General features: G+C 72.4%; 16 protein-coding genes. 8 read left to right on the plus strand and 8 right to left on the minus strand.

The features are described 5' to 3' along the window. Positions 1 to 74 precede the first annotated feature (74 nt). Positions 75 to 398, minus strand: a complete 324-nt coding sequence (locus ACFRCG_RS08615) for a hypothetical protein (RefSeq protein WP_380030053.1) — start codon at positions 396 to 398, stop codon at positions 75 to 77. 222 nt (positions 399 to 620) lie between these two features. On the opposite strand from ACFRCG_RS08615, the gene ACFRCG_RS08620 reads away from it, so the two are divergent. After that, positions 621 to 983, plus strand: a complete 363-nt coding sequence (locus ACFRCG_RS08620; RefSeq protein WP_380030054.1) for a YbjQ family protein — start codon at positions 621 to 623, stop codon at positions 981 to 983. 49 nt (positions 984 to 1,032) lie between these two features. Here ACFRCG_RS08620 and ACFRCG_RS08625 read toward each other — a convergent pair whose 3' ends face one another. Together ACFRCG_RS08625 and ACFRCG_RS08630 are read right to left on the minus strand one after the other, a co-directional pair. Beyond that, positions 1,033 to 1,626: a TetR/AcrR family transcriptional regulator C-terminal domain-containing protein gene (locus tag ACFRCG_RS08625; protein WP_380030055.1), complete on the minus strand. Its 594-nt coding sequence runs from the start codon at positions 1,624 to 1,626 to the stop codon at positions 1,033 to 1,035. A gap of 3 nt (positions 1,627 to 1,629) precedes the next feature. After that, positions 1,630 to 2,328 (minus strand): TetR/AcrR family transcriptional regulator, encoded by a 699-nt coding sequence (locus ACFRCG_RS08630; RefSeq protein WP_380030056.1) that lies wholly within the window; start codon positions 2,326 to 2,328, stop codon positions 1,630 to 1,632. A 279-nt stretch (positions 2,329 to 2,607) separates the two neighbouring features. Between ACFRCG_RS08630 and ACFRCG_RS08635 the strand changes: the two genes are divergently transcribed. After that, the gene (locus tag ACFRCG_RS08635; RefSeq protein WP_380030057.1) at positions 2,608 to 4,866 is read left to right on the plus strand and encodes a hypothetical protein; all 2,259 of its coding nucleotides are present in this window, start codon (positions 2,608 to 2,610) and stop codon (positions 4,864 to 4,866) included. 63 nt (positions 4,867 to 4,929) lie between these two features. On the opposite strand, the gene ACFRCG_RS08640 is transcribed toward ACFRCG_RS08635, so the two are convergent. Further along, positions 4,930 to 5,616: a hypothetical protein gene (locus ACFRCG_RS08640; RefSeq protein ID WP_380030058.1), complete on the minus strand. Its 687-nt coding sequence runs from the start codon at positions 5,614 to 5,616 to the stop codon at positions 4,930 to 4,932. A 462-nt stretch (positions 5,617 to 6,078) separates the two neighbouring features. Here ACFRCG_RS08640 and ACFRCG_RS08645 point away from each other — a divergent pair, with 462 nt between their 5' ends. Then, positions 6,079 to 7,833, plus strand: coding sequence for an MFS transporter (locus ACFRCG_RS08645; protein WP_380030059.1), 1,755 nt, complete (start codon positions 6,079 to 6,081; stop codon positions 7,831 to 7,833). Between the two features lie 85 nt (positions 7,834 to 7,918). Here the strand turns inward: ACFRCG_RS08645 and ACFRCG_RS08650 are convergent, their stop codons facing one another. Beyond that, positions 7,919 to 8,122, minus strand: a complete 204-nt coding sequence (locus ACFRCG_RS08650) for a cold-shock protein (RefSeq protein ID WP_078974744.1) — start codon at positions 8,120 to 8,122, stop codon at positions 7,919 to 7,921. Between the two features lie 821 nt (positions 8,123 to 8,943). Between ACFRCG_RS08650 and ACFRCG_RS08655 the strand changes: the two genes are divergently transcribed. Continuing rightward, the gene (locus ACFRCG_RS08655; RefSeq protein WP_380030060.1) at positions 8,944 to 10,344 is read left to right on the plus strand and encodes a VWA domain-containing protein; all 1,401 of its coding nucleotides are present in this window, start codon (positions 8,944 to 8,946) and stop codon (positions 10,342 to 10,344) included. Here ACFRCG_RS08655 and ACFRCG_RS08660 read toward each other — a convergent pair. Beyond that, positions 10,337 to 11,566 carry a DUF418 domain-containing protein gene (locus tag ACFRCG_RS08660; protein WP_380030061.1) on the minus strand — a complete coding sequence of 410 codons (1,230 nt, stop codon included), beginning with the start codon at positions 11,564 to 11,566 and terminating at the stop codon, positions 10,337 to 10,339. The two genes, ACFRCG_RS08655 and ACFRCG_RS08660, sit on opposite strands and share 8 nt — an antisense overlap. Before the next feature lie 86 nt (positions 11,567 to 11,652). Further along, entirely contained in the window at positions 11,653 to 12,267 is a 615-nt protein-coding gene (locus ACFRCG_RS08665; protein WP_380030063.1) for a TVP38/TMEM64 family protein, read from the minus strand. A 391-nt stretch (positions 12,268 to 12,658) separates the two neighbouring features. Here ACFRCG_RS08665 and ACFRCG_RS08670 point away from each other — a divergent pair, with 391 nt between their 5' ends. Both ACFRCG_RS08670 and ACFRCG_RS08675 read left to right on the plus strand, forming a co-directional pair. After that, on the plus strand, positions 12,659 to 13,627 hold the full coding sequence (locus ACFRCG_RS08670) for a hypothetical protein (protein WP_380030064.1): 969 nt from the start codon (positions 12,659 to 12,661) through the stop codon (positions 13,625 to 13,627). Continuing rightward, complete coding sequence (locus ACFRCG_RS08675) at positions 13,618 to 14,115, plus strand: hypothetical protein (RefSeq protein WP_380030066.1); 498 nt, start codon at positions 13,618 to 13,620, stop codon at positions 14,113 to 14,115. The genes ACFRCG_RS08670 and ACFRCG_RS08675 overlap by 10 nt, the downstream gene beginning before the upstream one ends. Before the next feature lie 44 nt (positions 14,116 to 14,159). Here ACFRCG_RS08675 and ACFRCG_RS08680 read toward each other — a convergent pair whose 3' ends face one another. Beyond that, positions 14,160 to 14,792, minus strand: coding sequence for a DUF1707 and DUF4870 domain-containing protein (locus tag ACFRCG_RS08680; RefSeq protein ID WP_380030067.1), 633 nt, complete (start codon positions 14,790 to 14,792; stop codon positions 14,160 to 14,162). A 227-nt stretch (positions 14,793 to 15,019) separates the two neighbouring features. Here ACFRCG_RS08680 and ACFRCG_RS08685 point away from each other — a divergent pair, with 227 nt between their 5' ends. Together ACFRCG_RS08685 and ACFRCG_RS08690 are read left to right on the plus strand one after the other, a co-directional pair. Beyond that, a complete protein-coding gene (locus ACFRCG_RS08685; protein WP_380030068.1) occupies positions 15,020 to 17,311 on the plus strand; it encodes a beta-propeller domain-containing protein in 2,292 nt (763 codons plus the stop codon). A gap of 95 nt (positions 17,312 to 17,406) precedes the next feature. Continuing rightward, positions 17,407 to 17,865, plus strand: coding sequence for a MaoC family dehydratase (locus ACFRCG_RS08690; protein ID WP_380030069.1), 459 nt, complete (start codon positions 17,407 to 17,409; stop codon positions 17,863 to 17,865). Positions 17,866 to 18,002 lie beyond the last annotated feature (137 nt).

Here is an 18,002-nt window from a genome sequence, read left to right on the forward strand (position 1 = left end):
GGGAACACGGTTGCGACACAAAGGTTTTCGGGTGGATGCGCCGGGGCGGGCGAACCGGAGCGGACCCCGGACCGTCAGCGCGCGATCACTCCGGCGGCGAGGTCGTCGTCGCCGACGATCCGGTAGGTGGCGTTGAGTTGCCACGGACCGACGAGCCCCTTGATCCGCTCGGCCCGGCGCTGCTCGCTCGCCCCGATGCGGGCCACCCATCCGGGGATCTCCTCGGGCGTCGCGTCGATCATGGCGACGGTCAACAACTGCCGCGGATCGGCCAGGTCGATCGCGCTGAGCACCCGTCGGGGGTCGCCCTCGAACCGCTCGTCCGGGAGCCAAGCGTCGCGGAAGGTCGCGTAGTCCACACCGTCGTTGAGCCGCCGCACCATCGCACCGATGAGCATCGCCGCGTTCCCCCTCGTTTCCGTGCTTCCGTCGTCGTGTCCGACCACCTCTTACAGCGTAAGAGGTGGCGCGATCACAGCTTGTCTTACAGCGTAAAAATGGTCAAGGCCCCGATCCCGGCCCATCCGCCGAACCGGTGGCATCACGTGTGGGACGGCCGCCGCGCGGCCACCTGCCACAAAAGGCGAACCCGCCCCGATCCCCCGACCCCGGAGGCCCACATGAGCGATCTCGACGCGTACGGCGGCGCGCCCAACGACCCGCGCGTGCTCGTGGTCACCACCAACGACGTACCGGGCTACCGTGTGCAACGGGTGATCGGCGAGGTCTTCGGCCTCACCGTGCGCTCACGCAACATCGGCAGCCAACTCGGCGCGGGCCTCAAATCGATGGTCGGCGGCGAACTGCGCGGCCTCACCAAGACCCTGGTACAGAGCCGAACCGAAGCGGCCGAGCGCCTGGTCGACCAGGCCCGCGGTCGCGGCGCCAACGCCATCCTCGCCATGCGATACGACGTCACCGACGCGGGCAACGGCACGGAAATCTGCGCATACGGCACAGCCGTGGTCCTGGTCCAGGACTAACCCGAACGCTCCACCCAACCGCACAAAACGCCCGTCCCCCCGGAGACGCCTACTCGATCCCCGCCAACAGGGCCCTGATCGCCGATGCGAAACGCTCGTCGTGGTCGGCCCGCGTTCCCAACCCCGCAGCCAACGCCTGGGCCAGACAGGGCAGTGCCGCCGCATCCACCGCCTGGTCGTCCCGGGGCTCCCCGCCCTCGGGATCCAACTCGGCCAACGTATGGCCGATCACGAACGTGGTGACCGCGTTGAGGAGTTGGAACGCCCGCAGCGGCGCCAGCCCCTCCCCGACCAGCGCCGCCGCGGCCCGCTCCACGGCGGCCAACGCCTCCGGAGTCGCGACCGGACGCGTCGCGACGAGCGGAACGACCGCCGGGTGGCGCAGCAGTTCGGCACGGAACGCGTGGGCGAACTCGCCCAGCCACACCGCCCGCGGACCACTCGGTCGAGGCGCCACACTCGCCACGATCCGCTCGACCAGGCCGTCCAGCACGGCGTCCTTGTTCGGCACGTAGTAGTACAGCGTCATCGCCTCGACCCCCAGCTCCGCACCGAGCCGCCGCATCGACAACTTGGCGATGCCGTCACGATCGGCGAGTGCGAGCGCCGCGTCCAGGACCTGCGCGCGGGAGAGCCGGCCCATCGGTCAGGCCAGCCCGAGCAGGTCGGCATGCCGGTCGACGGCATACGCGAAGAACGGATCGGCGGGATCGGCACTCCCGGCGAGCTGTCCGAACAGTTCGAAGCTCACGATCCCGAACACGCCGGCCCAGGCGAACACCGCCCGCGCCAACGTCGCCGGGGAGACCTCCAGACCACCCGCCGCCACCACGGCCTCGAACTGCTTCGCCAACGGCCCGGGCAGTTCCGCCTCCCCGAAGGGCCGGGCAGGATCCTGCCCGGAGTCGCGGAGGATCCCGAGAAGCGCGAACGGCACCCGCGAGAAGGGAGCCAGAGTGTCGTCCGGCGCCTGATAGCCGGGGACCGGCGAACCATAGATGAGCGCATACTCGTGCGGATGCTCCCGAGCCCACGCCCGCACCGCGCCGCACAGCCCACGCCAGGCGGCACGCGGATGCTCGGCCGGCCCCGCCGCCTCGACGGCACGCTCGACCCGCTCGCCCACCGCGTCGTAGGCGTCCACGATCAGCGCGGTCAGCAACTCGTCCCGGCTCGGGAAGTATCGATACAGCGCGGACGAAGCCATCCCCAGCTCCCGGGCCACCGCACGCAACGACAACCGCTGGGCACCCTCGGCGGCGAGGTGCCGTCGCGCGACATCCTTGATCTCGTGCGTGAGTTCGACCCGGGCACGATCACGCGCGGTACGAGGAGCTGCGGTCATACGGCCAGTCTGCCAGACACCAGAGCACTGCACCCAAACAAGAGCACCGCTCTCGCCATCCGGCCCACATCCCGCAGCCGCCCCGCACTCGCACGAACCCCCGCCGCCGACCGGCCGAGGGTGCGCCCCTCGTGCGCCCCGGTTTTGCTTCGTTGCGACTGCGTGCGGGGGTGCGGCCGACCGGCCAACCGGTCCGATATGTCGACCATGGTCGGTCGATAGCCCTAATCTTCAGGTGCGTGGTGGACCACCCAAGAAGGCTCGGCCGGGGAGGCACACATGAGCGAACGTGGGGGGCGGGTCATCCGGGTTCCGTCCGAACGTGGCCAGTTGCTGCTCGTGGAGGGTGGAAGTGCCGGGCGCGGGCGGCGGTCGGACAGCGGTGGGAACCTGGTCGCGATGTCGGCGCTGACACCGCATCAGCTCTTCCCCGACGCCGCCGCGGACGTGATCCAACTGCCCGACGCCGTGCAACCGCACGCGGTACGCGCCTACCTCCAGGCCGCCGGCGCCGTGGACGGGCCGGTGATCGTGTACCTGACCGGTCGTCTCCTGATCGACCGGCGGCGTCGCGAACTGCACCTGGGGTTGCGTGATTCCACGCCCAACTCGGTGCGCTACGACGGGCTTCCGTGGTCCTGGGTGGTCGAGCTGCTCGGCCCGCGGCCGGCCGAGAACACCCTCGTGATCTGTGATCTGACGGCCGGTCGGGAAGCCTGGGAGGCGATCCGCGAACGGGTCCACGAACTGTGCACGGGCATTCCGCTGTGGGGCGTGGTGAACCCTCCCGACGTCAAGGGTCCGCCGAATCCGTTCACCCGCACCCTCGTTGCCGCGCTCGGACAGGGCTTCGCCGAACTGCCCGACCCCGTACCGGCCGAGGAGATCCATCCGCTCCTGGCCGAGCGGGCCCGACTTGCCCCGGACACCGTCGAGTTCGCGCCGTCCGCCGGGTCGCTCGCCTTGGCCAACTGTTCCCCCGAAGCCCGTCCACCCACCCTGCGTACCGCCGTTCGCCGACTGAAGGCGGTCTCCCCGCGGGGCGGCGGCGCCGGCGCGGCCGGGACGGGAGTCTCGGCGTTGTCCGCGGTGCCGCCCAACGGGATGACTCCGGCGCAACGTTCCGGCCTGCGCGGCTCGGGCGTGGTCGGCGGCGGCCTGGTCAGCGAGGGTGTGGTCGAGCCCACCCACCGCGAGCCATCGGGAACGGCGTCGGCCGCCGCCCGGCAGCGCGAGGAACCGGGCGTCGGCCGCCGGGCGTTGGGCCTGGTCCGCTCGGCGCTGTCCTCCGGGCCGGACGACGAGCCCGAGGTCCCGGGTACCAGCCTGCGCGACGCACTCCGCGCCGGCGCCGCCCGACCCGGCAGCCCACCCCTGCGCCGTCCCGCCGGCCAGGACGGTACGCCGACGCCGAACGCCCGCACCGGCGGCGCCCCGTCCGACCGATCCCAACCCCGCCCACCGGCCGACGCCGCCCTCCTGGACCGCGAACCGGAGTTTCCGGGCCCGGCGACCGGCCTCGGCACGCCCGGCACCGGCCCGCAGGGCGCCACCCCGCACGCCGCCGGCGGCACCGGCCCGTCGGGCGGCCTGATGCGCCGTGCGACCATGGCCGGCACGACGTCGTCCCGCTCGCCAACCGGTGCCAAGCCGCAGCAGCGCCGGACCGGCCCCGCGCCGCACCCGCAATCCGAGGCGCCGCCCCCGCCGCTCCCGCCTCGGATAACCGTGCGGATCCAGACCGACGCGGGCGCCCTGACGCCGACTCCCGCGCGCCGCCCGCCGACCACGAGTCCCACCCAGCTGCCCCCGGCACTGGCCCCGCGACGCGGGATCGGGCCCCATCGACCGATGTCGATGCCGGTACGCGGCCGCGCCGTCGGCCCCATCCCCACCCGCCGCGCACTGGCGCAGGGGGCCGCGGCGGCCGGGGCGTTGATCCGCCCGGCGGACATCCTGCCCACGTACTGGAACGAGTTGGCCGCCATCCGGCACGCGGCGGACACCGGTCGCGGCATGGAGGCGTGGCAGAAGGCCGCCGAACTCAGCATGCGCATGGAGAAGTTGGTCGGCCCCACGCATCCGGGCACGCTGGACGCGCAGGCGATGTTGGCGTTCGTCAGCGCCGGTCTGGGCCGGGTCGCGGACGCGATCCTGATCTACTGCCAGGTCGCCGAGCGCGGCGCCGAGGCGGTCGGCCCGCAACACCCGAGTACGATCGCCGCCGCCGACAACGCGCTCAAGGTGTGGCTGCGGGTGACCGATGCCCGAGAGGCGGTCCGCCTGGGGCCCGCCGTGGTGGCGATGCGCGAACTCGTCCCCGGCCCGGCCGAACGCGGCCTGCACAGTGCGCGGTCGCACCTGGACCGGATGCGCTTCATCGTCGACCCGACCTCGGCGGAGCCCCGCCCCCACCCCGAACCGCGCCCCGAGGCCCCGGCCGACCCGCGCGTCGAGGCCCGCCCCGAGCCGAATCCGGATCGCCGGCCGAGCACGGTCCGGGGCGCACCGGTGCGCCGCAGGCACGCGAAGACCTGAACGCGGTCGGGGACGCCCCACCCCGACCGCCGCAGACCGCAGACCGGCATCTCCCACCACCCCTCAGCCCGGCGCGCCCGCCTCCCCGCCCTCAGCCGCACCGTCGGCCGGCCACACCGATCCCGGCCCCTCGGGGTCACCCCCCATCGTCCATCCCCCCGAGTGCCCCGCCGGCCCGAGCCGGAACGGCCCATCGAGCCCGTCCACCCCCTCCCCCAGCACGATCACGCCGTGCCCGCCCCCTCCGCAGCACCCAGCGCGCCCACCCGAACCCGAGCCCCCGCCCTCGCCCGACGCGTCCGGGCCGTCCAGGTCGATCCGCCGGGCCTCGGCGTACCAGTGCCCGATCGAGCGGGCGAAGTCCGGATCACGCTCGGCCCGTAGCGCCAGCGCGCCGGCGAGCGCGTGCGCGCGGGTGTACGCCCGCAGCCCTCCCGGCGCCTCGTGCCCGAGCAGCGTCAGCTCCAGCTCGCCCGTGGGCACCGGCGCCGACCGATGCGGCACGTCCCCCTCACACCGAGCCCCCGACGCGCCCGGCCCGCCCGACCCCAACGCCGCCGCATCCGACGCCCGCGACCGCGGTATCCCCTCGGATCCGGCCGCCGGCGAGCCCCCCGTACCACCGATCCGGTCCGTGTCCGGCAGCGGCGTGCGGACAAGTTCGACGAGGCGTGTCCAGGCCAGTCGACCGGCGTCGCCGCCGGCCCCTGCGGCAAGCCCGCTGAGCAGGTCCACCGAGATCGATTCCACGCGATACCCCTTGCATCGGGCGATAACGGTGGCTCCACCGTAGAACGCGACCGCGAGCCGCGGGCCCGAACCGGGTGCGCAAGTATCTCCCAATAGATCACCCAAGTTCGGCAATATCATCCAGCTTTGCCCCTTCACCGCGTCGCACGCGCACCACGCTCCACGAGCGCCGCCACTCGCGTGCCACCGACACCCCCCGCAAATCCGACCTTGGGGTCACCTCCACCCCACCTCGCCCCACCGCCGGGCACGTCCGCCCAGGTACAGCCGCCCCCACCACCCCGAAATCGAAACCCGTTCCATTTCTTGCCGATCGCTCTGGTAGCGCGCTACCGGCCGGTACTAAGGTCACTCCACGCGTTGGCCCAGGGGGGCGTCCCTTCCCCCTGGCCCGACGTCCGCGCACGGCCGTGTTCCCGCACCCCAGTACCTCGATAGACCCACGCTCGTCGAGGAGGCCGCATGTCATCCAGCACGTCCCCGTCGGATACGCCCGCCGACAGAGATCCCGAACCCCCGCCCCCGGCACCCCCCGCCCGGTTGCCCGCGATCGTGCACGGCCTGTGGTACCGGCAGTTGCACCGCTACCCGGCCAACGGACCACGGATCCTCTACCTGTCCATCGTGGTCGTCGCGTCGGTGATCCTGTACTACGAGCTCTACATCCAGTACGCGGTCTCCACGCTGCTGATGCACGAGTACGGCATGACCTTCATGTACGCGACGATGATCTCGGTCGTCGGCAACGCGGTCGGCGCGTTCGCCTCGCTGCTCGCGGGACTCGCCGACCGGTGGGGGCGGGCCAACCTGGTCGTGTACGGCCTGCTGCTCACCGGCGTGCTCGTGCTGTTCGCGCTGCCCAACGCGCAGAGCAAGGGCTGGTTCATGTTCTTCATGGCCCTGGTGAACGTGGTCGAGGGCATGGCCCTGGTCGCCACGCCCGCGCTGATCCGCGACTTCTCGCCGCAGGTCGGCCGGGCCGGCGCGATGGGCTTCTGGACGCTGGGGCCGATCATCGGCAGCCTCGTGGTCACCACGGTCAGCAGCAACACGCTCGACACCAGCGGCTGGCAGACCGAGTTCCGGTACGCCGGCGTCACCGGCCTGGTCGTGTTCGTGGTCGCGCTGTTCGGCCTGCGCGAGTTGTCCCCGGCGCTGCGCGACCAACTCATGGTCTCGCTGCGGGACAAGGCGCTGATCGAGGCCAGGGCGCGCGGTCTGGACGTCGAGGCGGCGCAGAAGAACCACTGGCGGCAGATGATGCGCCTGGACATCCTCGCGCCGGCGCTCGGGATCAGCCTGCACCTGATGTTCTACTACACGGTCGTCGGCAACCTGGTGGTCTACTACTCGACCGTCTACGGGTACTCCGAGCAGCGGACCAACGCCCTCGCCAACTGGTACTGGGGGGCGAACGCGATCGCGCTCGTCGTGGTGGGCGTCGCGTCCGACCTGACCCGGGTGCGCAAGCCGTTCATGATCGTGGGCGGCGTGGGCACGGTGGTGTTCACGTACCTGTTCGCGCTGACCACCGACCACCCGGACACCGGCTACTACACGTTCGCCTGGCTCCTGGTCGGCATCGGCGCGAGCAGCGGGATGGCCTGGGCGCCGTGGATGGCCGGGTACACGGAGACGGTCGAGAAGCACAACCCGGCGGCGACCGCGACGGGGCTGGCGGTGTGGGGCTGGATCATCCGGATCGTGGTGTCGGTGTCCGCGGTGTTCACGCCGGTCATCGTCACCTCCGCGACGCCGTTGGTGAACCACGGCGAGGAGGTGGTCGCGGCACAGGCGGACGCGGGGGCGGCACTGGAGTTGGTACAGAAGGACCCGGCCCTGTTCATCCAGATGTCCAAGTATCCCAACCGCGCGGCGATCCCGATCGAGCTGCAGGTCAAGGCGTTGCAGCTGGCCGGGGGCGATCTCGCCAAGCTGAATCTGGTCGAGCAGAAACAGCGGTCGCTCGCCGTGCTGATCGACCACGGCGAGGAGGTGCGGAAGGCCAAGGACCGGACGAGCGACGAGTGGATGCGCTGGTGGTGGCTGACCCTGGCGTGCCAGGCGCTATTCGTCCCGAGCGTGCTCGTGATGGCCGGGCGCTGGAGTCCGCGCAAGGCGCGGGAGGACGAGGCGGCGCACGCACGACGGGTGGAGGAGGAATTGGCCGCGCTCGCCGCCACCGGCGCGCCGGGAGCGGCGCGGCAGCGGACCTGATCCGCCGAGAGCCGGAAACGCCGAGGGCCGGCGCGCCGCACACGAAGTGCGGCGGCCGGCCCTCGGTCGTGCCGATCAGTGAAGATCAGAGGCGGTTGATGTTCTCCGCCTGGAGGCCCTTCTGGCCCTGCACGACGTCGAATTCGACGGCTTCGCCCTCGATGAGCTCACGGTAGCCGTTGCCCTGGATCGCGGAGAAGTGAGCGAAGACATCGTCGCCGCCACCGTCCTGCGCGATGAAGCCGAAGCCCTTTTCCGAGTTGAACCACTTCACGGTTCCGGTAGCCATATTTTTCTCCCTACATGTGGGCCGATGAACGAATCCACACTTCGTGAATCCGGGCGTCGCCGCGTTTTTCGCCCTCATTTCGGAAGCTACCGAAATGCAAAATGCGCCCGTAGTGAACAGCTCTACAGGCGCACTCAGAAGATGATGCGAACCACAACTGCAACAGGCTTCAGACTAACACAGAACGAGACCGAGATCGAGTCCCACCACAACCCGCCCACCCAAGACCACTCCAAGCCACACCTTGCCCACCCCCACACCAGCTTGTGATCACACCCCAGCCACCCAGCCCACAGGAAGCACAACCCCGAACCGGGACGGACGCGAAGCGCGGGGACCGGGACGGGGCAAGGGCGGCGAGCGGCGCGGAAGGCGGGGCGCAGTCCGGGGCGCACGCCAATGCCGGTCCGGCCGAAGGCGGGGCGCGGCGGCCCGCAGGGGCACCGGCGGGACGGGGCCGAACGAACGGCGGCGCGGACCGGCAGCGGCCGGGCGGGCGCGTGGCGGGGGTGACAGGGAGGCGAGGCCCGGGGAGTGGGCCGATCACGGCCAGGCGCATGCGGCAGGGGCAGGCCGGCGAGGACACGGCCGGGCGGGGCGCACGGCACGCGCAGGCGCGGCCGGGTGGACGGGGGCGCCGCACACCGCGCGGATCGAGGGGCGGCCCCGCCATCCGCTCGATCGTCGTGCCCATCCGCGCCGCGCTCCCACCCTCGTCCCACCCCGACGTCCCGCACGTCGGGGCGCGTGGGGGTGGGTGGGCGGGTGGGCTTGGTGGAGGGGCTCGTACGGGAGGTCGACCGCACGGGCAAGATGGGCGCATGGCGAAGATAAGCAAGGGTGGGAACACTCCGGTACCGACCGCCGAGTTGCGTGCGGTCCTGACCTGGCGCGCGGCGGGAGCCCCCGACGTGGACGCCTCGGCGCTGCTCCTGAACGCCGCCGGCAAGGTGCGCACGGAAGCCGATTTCGTCTTCTACAACCAGCCCTCCGACGCCACCGGCGCGGTACGACACGAGGGGAAGCAGCCGACCGCCGGCGGCGTCGTCACGGACACCATCCGGGTCGACCTCGCGGCGATCCCGGCGGACGTCGAGCGCGTGGTGATCGGCGCGTCCGCCGACGGCGGCAGCTTCGGCCAGGTGCCCGGGCTCGCGTTGCACGTGGTGACCGCGCAGGGCGGGCCGATCGCCGAGTTCGACATCGACGAGGCGTCCACCGAGACGGCGTTCCTGTTCGGCGAGTTCTACCTGCGCAACGGCGCCTGGAAGTTCCGCGCGGTGGGCCAGGGGTACGCGTCCGGGCTGTCCGGCCTTGCCACCGACTTCGGCATCGAGGTCGCCGCCGACGACGCGGCCGGCCCACAGAGCGCCCCGCCCGCCCCCGCCTCGACCGCGTTCGCCCCACCCGCCGCCGCGCCCGGCGCCCCCGTAGCCCCGCCGCCGCCCACCTCTCCCCCGCCCGCCGCCCCCGCGATCAGCCTCAAGAAGCGGACGTTGATCGACATGGAGAAGCGGCTGGCCGACGAGGGCCACCCGCAACTGCTCAACCTGACCAAGCAGGCCGCGGTGAGCCTGGAGAAGCGCGGACTCGGCGAACACACCGCGCGCGTCGCGCTCTGCCTGGACATCTCCTACTCGATGCAGTCGCTGTTCAAGAAGGGCAAGGTCCAGGCGCTCGCCGAGCGCGTGCTCTCGCTCGGTCTGCGCTTCGACGACAACGCGGCCGTGGACGTGTTCCTGTTCGGCTCCCAGGGACACGTGGCCGGGCAGTTGGGGCTCGGCCAGTACAACGGCTGGGCCGAGCGGATCCGGCGCAGCCCCGGCCTGGAGGGCTCGACCGACTACGCCGGCGCGATGCGGCTGGTCCGCGAGCACTACTTCGGCAGCAGCGCGCCCCGATACCAACCGCTGGCCAATGACCTGCCCGTATACGTCATGTTCATCACCGACGGCCAGACCACCTCCCGCGAGGCGACGCGCGAGCAGATCACCTACTCCAGCTTCGAGCCGATCTTCTGGCAGTTCATGGGGCTGGGTCGGCCGGGCGGCTTCTCGTTCCTGGAGGAGCTGGACGACCTGACCGGCCGCTACGTCGACAACGCCGACTTCTTCTCGGTCCAGGACCCGGCCAACGTCCCCGACGGGCAGCTCTACGAGCTGATGACCAACGAGTATCCGACCTGGCTGAGCCGCGCCCGGGCGCGGGGCCTGCTCATCTGACCGGCCCGTCCGAGGCCGCGACCGGGCGAGGCGACCCACCCCCCGCGGCTCCCCGCACCCACCGTGCGGGGAGCGCGGAGAGCAGATGCAGCGCGGCCTCCATCGGCCCCTTGCGCAGCGTGTGCCGCCAGGCCCAGCACAGCAGCATCGTGACCACGAAGAAGCCGATCAGCCGCCGCCAGGTCTCCCCGGACGCGAGCGGGAGCCAGCGGTCGATCACGATCAGGTGGGCGGTGTACACGGTCAGCGCCATCGAGCCGACCGCGATCAGCGGGTCGAGCACGATCCGGCCCAGCCAGGGGCGGCAGGCGAGCAGGGCGAGGCCGAGCAGGGCGAGGGCGACGCCGATCGCGCCGACGATCTCGAACGGCGTACCGGTGTGGCCTTCGGCGACGGTGAGCCACGCGGGATCGGACACCGGCACCGAGCCGACCCGGCCGTGGATCACGTCCGACACGCCGTCCGGCTCGGCGATCCGCGCCAGCCGATCGCCGGTGAACAGTCGGACCACGACCCAGGATCCGCCGTAGCCGAGCACGGCCAGCCCGGCCCCGATCCCGACCAGCGCACGCTGTATCCGCGCTTCGCCCAGCCGCAGCCGCCCGACCGCCATCCCGGCGAGCACGAACGGCATCCAGGTGATCGCCGGATAGCTGCCGGTCAGGAACAACGTCTCGAACATGTGGCCCGGCCCCTGCCGCCAATCGGCGAACCCGGGCGCGACATAACGAACATCACCGGTGTCGCCGGCCAGGCGCAGCACGAACGAGGCGATCGGCCCGAGCAGCGCCCACCCCGCGGCGACGCACACGAGGGTGCGCGTGCTCAGCCACAGCGCGGGCCAGGCGAGCATGAAGTAGAGGCCGTAGAAGGCCAGGATGACCAGTACGCCGGTGTCCAGGTCGGCCAGCCACATCCCGAGCGGGAGCAGCAGCACGGCCCGGATCAGCACCCGGGTGACCACGGCGGCGTTGCCCCGATCCCAGCCGCGCAGCGGCGCCCGGCCGCTCATCAGCACCAGCGAGACGCCGGCCAGGAACGCGAACAGCGCGGAGGCGCGGCCGGTGACGCCCTGGATCAGCGTGTCCACGCCCCCGTCGTAGGGGTCGGGCCCGACGTGCGAGGCGAACATGCCCAGGACCGCGAGCGCGCGCGCGACGTCCACACCGACTATCCGGTCCGCTCTCCGCGCGGCCCGCCGCTCCCCCGTCTTCGCCCACATGCGCCCACCCTAGGCTTTTGGCCCGACGCGGCGCCGCGCGGCGGCCGACCCGAGCCGGCGTCGCCCGTCCTCGCGGGCCGACCCGCCTATTCGGCCCCGTCCGATGCCGGCGGCGCCACCGTCGCCGACGGCTCCCCGCCCCGGCGCCGCACCGCGACCATGCCCAGGGCCAGCAGGACGCAGCCGACGAACACGCTGACCACCACCGGCGTGGACAGGCCGTGTCGGACCGAGGCCCCGGCGGCGCACTGGACCAGCGTCATCGGCAACATGCCGAGCGCCGTCCCGATGATGAAGTGGCCCGTGCTGATGCGGGTGGCCGCCGCGCCGTAGCTGACCACGGAGGAGGGCAGGACCGGGATCATCCGCAGCACCGTGATCGGCACCAGCCCGTTGCGGGAGAGTTTGCGATCGAGGACGGCCAGCGCCTCGCGCTTGTGCAACCAGCCGCCGATCCGTTCCCGGCCGAGCCGGCGGCCGAGGTACAGGCTGATCAGCGCGCCGAGCGTGGCCCCGGCCAGGGTGACCACCGTGCCGCCGATCGCGCCGAACAGGGCACCCGCCACCGGGGCGAACAACGACTTGGGCACCAGCGCGGTGACGCCCACCGCGCAGACGAGGACGAACACCGCCACCGAGGCCGGCAGCGGCCACTGCGTCCACGCGCCGTGGTCGAGGAAATCCCGGAGCGAGTCGAGCAAGCCCCGCACGGTGTCCAACCTGCGTCCGCCCCTCGTGCCCATGGTGTGAATCGCCGAAGCGCCGACCGCGCCGAACGCGCCGGAACCCGACGGATCGGGCGACCCGCCGCGCGTCCCCGGCGGCTGCGCCGAATGCGCGCCGATGCCCCCCGGCGCCCATTCGGCCCATTGTACGGAGCCTTGGTGTCCCCCGGGTGAACCGCGGCGGGCGCTGGAGTCCGCGGGCTCCCCCGTGCTGCCCTGCACCCGCGGATCGACCTGGCCACCGAGCCGCGCCGGTCGCGGATCGACGGCACCCTCGGCGAGGACGCCGAGCTGACCGGCAGGCTCGTCGCCGCCTACATCCGGGACGCGCAGGGCGAGACGTCGAACACCCGCGTCGGTGGCCTGCATGACCAAACGCCTCCCCGACGGCGGCCCGCAACTCGACGGCGAGGAACCGCACTTCGCGTACGGGCGCGGGCAGGTCCACCCGGGTGACCACTTCGACTACCACCTGGTGCCGTTCAAGGAGGCGCCGGCGGCCGGCACGTCGCAGATGATGCCGTACTACGGGATGCCGATCGGGACCGAGCACGAGGAGGTCGCGTTCGGCTTCAACCGGGGCATCATCACCGGCCTGCTCCGGGAACGACTCGGCTTCGACGGCATCGTGTGCACCGACTGGGGCCTGATCTCCGACGCGAACATCGTGAGCCAGGCCATGCCCGCCCGGGCCTGGGGGGTGGAGGAGCTGTCCGTCCCCGAGCGGATGCCGCGCGTCCCGGAGGCGGGCTGCGACCGGTTCGGCGGCGAGCACGTCCCCGAGAAGAACGACGCGCCCGAGGGCGACACCCGAGGCGGCGAGCCGATCCTGCCGGCGGCCGAGGGTTCGCGCGTGTACGTCCGGGACCTGGACGCCGAAGTGGCGGCCGGCTACGGCACGGTCGTGGCCACGCCCGAGGAGGCCGACGTGGCGATCGTCCGGGTCGAGACCTCGTTCGAGTCGCGCGAGGGCGGTTTCGAACAGTTCTTCCACGCGGGTTCGCTGGAGTTCGACGCGGTCGAGCCGGCCGCGATCCTGGAGCTGTGCGCGACGGCAAGGACCCGGTCTTCGCGTTCGGGCACGGCCCGCGCCACTGACCCGTCCGCCCCGAGCCGTGCCGACGCCCGTGCGGGCCGGCCGACGCACCCCGTGGGCCGGCCCCGCCCGCCCCGATCGACCCGTACCGGAAACGCCCGACACGCACCGGTTCACCATTGCCGCCCGCGCCTGCTTAGGGTGCTGCCATGGGTAGCGAGCGGCGGGAGTGTGTGGCGCTCTCCCTGCACGCGACCGCCCGGGCACTGCGGCGGTACCGGCTTCGCGCCGTGGCGGTGACGGTCGTGGGTCTGGCGTGCACCGGGGCGTGGTTCGCGATCCTGTCCGCCGGCGGCGACGGGGGCGACGGCGCGGCCCTGGGCGGCTGGGGCATGGTCCCGCTCGTGGTCGGCGCAACGGCCCTAGTGATCGGAATCGGCGCGCTCGTGCTGGCCCGGCGCATGCGGCGCACGCTGGCCCGGCATCCCTGGGTCACCTGCTCCTGCCGGTTCCGCGATCCCGCCGACGGGGACGGCGCGTGGGGACCGCCGCTGGTGATCGGCGACCGCGCAGGCGACGGCACGCAGTACGCGCTGACCGTGGTGTCCATGTCGCACCGCTGGTGGCACCTGCACAGGTGCGACGGCGGTGACGTGTGGTTCGCGGGCGACCCCGCGCGCGGGGGTGTGGTCTCCCCGCCGGGTGGCGAACTCCTGCTGTGGACCCGGCCGAGCCGACTCGGCCGCAGCAGCCGACCCACACGCCGGGCGAACCCGGCGGGAGCCTGAGCCGACCCTCTATCCGGTCCCCCGCCCACCGCCGACCGGCCGCGTCACTTCACCACCCGCAGGCTGATCGGATAGCGCATCACATCGCCGCCCGCCGCCCGCGCCCCGCCGATGATCGCGCAGACCGCGATGGCCGAGTACATGGCGCCGATCAGCACGCCGCCCACGTCGCCGAGCAGGGACAGGAGCGGGGCGAGCACGAACGAGAGCAGACAGGTCAGTTGGAAGTTGAGCGCCGCGCTCGCGTTGTCCCGCACGAACGGCGACCGTTCGCCCACACTCCGGCGGATCAGGAACGGACCCAGTACCGGAGCGCAGAACCCGCTCCAGTGCGCCGCCGCGCTCCACCCCCGCTCACGCCCCGGCTGCATGCGCGCGAACGGCCCCGCCGGCCGGTTGAGCCACCACGGCGGCGGCCCGGGCATCGGGTGCGGCACGAGCGGCGGTGGAGCCGGCATCGGCATCAACAGGTCCTCGAGCAGCCTCTCCAGATCCGCCCGGGTCTTCCCGGCCAGCGCGGAGGCCACCCGCTCCTCGAACTCGTCGGCGGTCAACCGGCCTTCGCCGAACGCGAACTTCAAGTGCTCGATCGTGCGCTCACGATCCGCGTCGCCCACCCGCATGTGCGGCGGCATGCCGTACCAATGGGGTGGATGAGGACCGGAATTCGGGTGCATGCGCGGCTCCTCTCGCTGTGCACACGGCTCCGTACAGCATGCGCCGTGAACGGAGCGTGGTCCATCAGGGATAACCCTTGGCCCGACCCCGAGACAACAGCCGCAAGGATGACCCGGATCCGCCCCACGGCGCCCGTCGCGCAAGCGGCGGCCGGCCCGTCCGGGCCGGTTTCCGACCCTCTTCGGCGGCGAGGGAACCGCTTTGCGAGCCGCTCCGTCACAGGGCCATGCGAATCCACGACGGTTCCACGCGCGGGGCCGCGGCCCTGCCGATATTCGTGCTGGCGGCGGGACTCGTCGTCGGCGGCTGCACCTCTTCCGGTGGCGGCTCCAAGCCGGACCCGCAGCGCACATCCGCCTCGAACACCGAGTCGGTACGGCTGACCGCGTTCGACTCGTGTGGCGCGCTGGTCGACGACTTCCGCGCGGCGGCGCTGCGGAGCATGGACGAGAACACCCGGTCGGTGCCCGTCGACGGGAAGCCGGACGTCGGCGCTCCGGCCGCCGCGCCCAAGGCGGCGGAGGGCATGTCGGCGGATCTGGCCGCGCCCGCCGCGCCCACCACGCCGGAGCACTCGACCACGAACACCCAGGAGGTCGGCGTCGACGAGCCCGACCTGGTCAAGAGCGACGGGCGCCGGGTACTGACCGTGGCCGACGGGCGGTTGACCGTGGTCGACACCGCCACCCACAAGGTCACCGGGTCGCTGGCCGTGCCGGGGGCGCGCGCGACCGAGCTGTTGTTGTCCGGCGACCGGGCCCTGCTGATCCTGGACGCCGGCGCGAACCTGCCGAAGAGCAAGGGCGGTTCGGGCAAGATGGCGCCGATCCCCGGCGATCCGGGACTGCCGGGGACGAACATGCGGGCGCGCTTCGTCCTGGTCGACCTCACCGGTGCGCCGCGCAGCCTGGGCGACCTGACCGTGGACGGCGCCTACGCCGACGCGCGCCAGATCGGCAGCACCGCGCGCATCGTGGTGCGCTCGCGTCCGCGCCTGAACATGTCGACGTACCGGACCTCGGACAGGGACAAGGCCGTCGACCGGATCCGCCGCTCGACCGTCGGGGACTGGCTGCCGCAGTTCACCCTCGCCGCGAACGGCCGCACCGAATCCGGCGACCTGGTCGGCTGCGACCGGGTCAGCCGCCCGGCGAGCCGAGCGGGCGAGCCGGGACACACCGGCGCCGCGACACTGAGCGTGTTGTCCTTCGACCTGACCCGCGACCTGGACAAGGGCGACCCGGTGACGGTGGCCGCCGACGTGAACAACGTGTACGCCTCGGAGTCCAACCTCTACCTGGCGACCACCGCCTCCCGGCGCGCCGTCTCGAAAGACGCGAAGGTGGTCGGCGGCGGCCCGCCGACCACGACCACCGCGATCAACCAGCTCGACATCTCCGGCAAGGGCACCCCGAAGCTGGTCGCCACCGGCGTGGTCCCCGGCACGATGGTCAACCAGTACGCGATGTCCGAACTCGGCGGCAACCTGCGAGTGGCAACGACCCTGAGCCCGGGCGACCCGACGATCCCGCAGAGCGGCCCCGGCAACATCCCGCCCGGTGGCACCACCCGAAGCACCACCGCACCGGGCGGTTCGGTGCCGGGCGCGCCGGGCACCGCCAAGCCCGACACCTTCGCGCCGAGCGCCGCCCAGGGCAGCGCGGCCCCGGCCGGCTCGGTGCCCGGCAGCGCCCCCGACGGCTCGTCCGGGTCCGCCATCGCGCCGAGCGACGGCACCGACACCCGACCGACCCCGCCGAGCATGCCGAGCGCCCGGCCGCCGACCGCGCAGCCCCCGATCGCCCCACGTTCGAGCAGCGAATCGGCGATCACCGTGCTGGCCCGCAACGGCGACAAGCTGACCCAGATCGGCCGGGTGGGCGGACTCGGCCGCACCGAGCGGATCATGGGCGTGCGCTTCGCCGGGCCGATCGCCTACGTGGTGACCTTCCGGCAGACCGACCCGCTGTACACGATCGACCTGAGCGACCCGCGCAATCCCCGCGCCGTCGGCGAACTGAAGATCAACGGCTACTCGGCCTACCTCCACCCGATCGCCGACGGCCGGCTGATCGGCGTCGGCCAGGACGCCACCGACGGCGGCATGCGCCTGGGCACCCAGGTGTCCCTGTTCGACGTACGCACCCTGGCCGATCCGGCCCGGGTCGCGCAGTACACGATCCCCGGCGGCAGCTCGCAGGCGGAGCAGGACGCGCACGCGTTCCTGTACTGGCCCAAGGACGGCACCGTGGTGGTGCCGGTGACCGGTGCCTACTCGATACCCGACCGCACGCAGATCGCCCCCGGCGAGAAGTACCCGGGCACGCGCGGCTCCTACGCGCTGGTGTTGCGCGTCGACGGCACCCGGATCGTCGAGGTGGGCCGGGTCACCCACCCCGACTCCAGGATCCTGCGCTCGCTGGTGGTGGGCGACGAGTTGTGGACCGTCTCGGCCGCGGGCATCTCCGTCGACCGGCTCGCCGACGTGCGCCAGGTGGCCTGGATCCCGATCGGCTGAGCGCCGCCGGGCGTCCCCGAAACGCCTCGTCGGAGGCGGTCTGGTATACCCGGAGCAGCTGATCTGACAGACCATCAGAAACGATCGGAGCACCCATGGCGGTCACCGTCTTCACCGACCTCCGGCAGATCAAGGACGCGGTGGGCAAACACCTGGGCCACAGCGACTGGCTGGAGATCACCCAGGAGCGGATCAACCTGTTCGCCGACGCGACCGGGGACCACCAGTGGATCCACGTCGACGTGGAGAAGGCGAAGGAGGGTCCGTTCGGCACGCCGATCGCGCACGGCTACCTGACCCTGGCGCTGTCCAACCTCTTCCTGCCGCAGATCCTGGAGGTGCGCAACATCTCGATGGGGGTGAACTACGGCATGGAGAAGGTGCGCTTCCCGGCCCCGGTCCCGGTCGGCTCGCGGGTCCGCGGCGGCGCGGAGATCGTGGCGGTCGCGGACATCGCCGGGGGCGTCCAGGTGGTCAACCGCATCACCGTCGAGATCGAGGGATCGGCCAAGCCGGCCTGCGTGATCGACTCGGTCACCCGCTACCTGCTCTGACCGACCGCCGCGACACCGACCGCGGTCGGTGTCCCCGAACGCCGGTCGGGCGCGGGTGGGCGACCCGTCCGGCCGTTCCGCTGCCGTGGGGGGGGGGGGGGGGGCCCGCGGCGGGGCCCGGAGGTGTATATCAGGGC

The sequence above is a fragment of the Embleya sp. NPDC056575 genome (genome assembly GCF_042793325.1).
In the GTDB taxonomy this organism is placed as follows: domain Bacteria; phylum Actinomycetota; class Actinomycetes; order Streptomycetales; family Streptomycetaceae; genus Embleya.

What these genes read in the sequence shown, in the direction of transcription:
- ACFRCG_RS08615 (WP_380030053.1), bottom strand. Translation starts at nt 398, where the DNA reads ATGCTCATCGGTGCGATGGTGCGGCGGCTCAACGACGGTGTGGACTAC.
- ACFRCG_RS08620 (WP_380030054.1), top strand. Translation starts at nt 621, where the DNA reads ATGAGCGATCTCGACGCGTACGGCGGCGCGCCCAACGACCCGCGCGTG.
- ACFRCG_RS08625 (WP_380030055.1), bottom strand. Translation starts at nt 1,626, where the DNA reads ATGGGCCGGCTCTCCCGCGCGCAGGTCCTGGACGCGGCGCTCGCACTC.
- ACFRCG_RS08630 (WP_380030056.1), bottom strand. Translation starts at nt 2,328, where the DNA reads ATGACCGCAGCTCCTCGTACCGCGCGTGATCGTGCCCGGGTCGAACTC.
- ACFRCG_RS08635 (WP_380030057.1), top strand. Translation starts at nt 2,608, where the DNA reads ATGAGCGAACGTGGGGGGCGGGTCATCCGGGTTCCGTCCGAACGTGGC.
- ACFRCG_RS08645 (WP_380030059.1), top strand. Translation starts at nt 6,079, where the DNA reads ATGTCATCCAGCACGTCCCCGTCGGATACGCCCGCCGACAGAGATCCC.
- ACFRCG_RS08650 (WP_078974744.1), bottom strand. Translation starts at nt 8,122, where the DNA reads ATGGCTACCGGAACCGTGAAGTGGTTCAACTCGGAAAAGGGCTTCGGC.
- ACFRCG_RS08655 (WP_380030060.1), top strand. Translation starts at nt 8,944, where the DNA reads ATGGCGAAGATAAGCAAGGGTGGGAACACTCCGGTACCGACCGCCGAG.
- ACFRCG_RS08660 (WP_380030061.1), bottom strand. Translation starts at nt 11,566, where the DNA reads ATGTGGGCGAAGACGGGGGAGCGGCGGGCCGCGCGGAGAGCGGACCGG.
- ACFRCG_RS08670 (WP_380030064.1), top strand. Translation starts at nt 12,659, where the DNA reads ATGACCAAACGCCTCCCCGACGGCGGCCCGCAACTCGACGGCGAGGAA.
- ACFRCG_RS08680 (WP_380030067.1), bottom strand. Translation starts at nt 14,792, where the DNA reads ATGCACCCGAATTCCGGTCCTCATCCACCCCATTGGTACGGCATGCCG.
- ACFRCG_RS08685 (WP_380030068.1), top strand. Translation starts at nt 15,020, where the DNA reads ATGCGAATCCACGACGGTTCCACGCGCGGGGCCGCGGCCCTGCCGATA.
- ACFRCG_RS08690 (WP_380030069.1), top strand. Translation starts at nt 17,407, where the DNA reads ATGGCGGTCACCGTCTTCACCGACCTCCGGCAGATCAAGGACGCGGTG.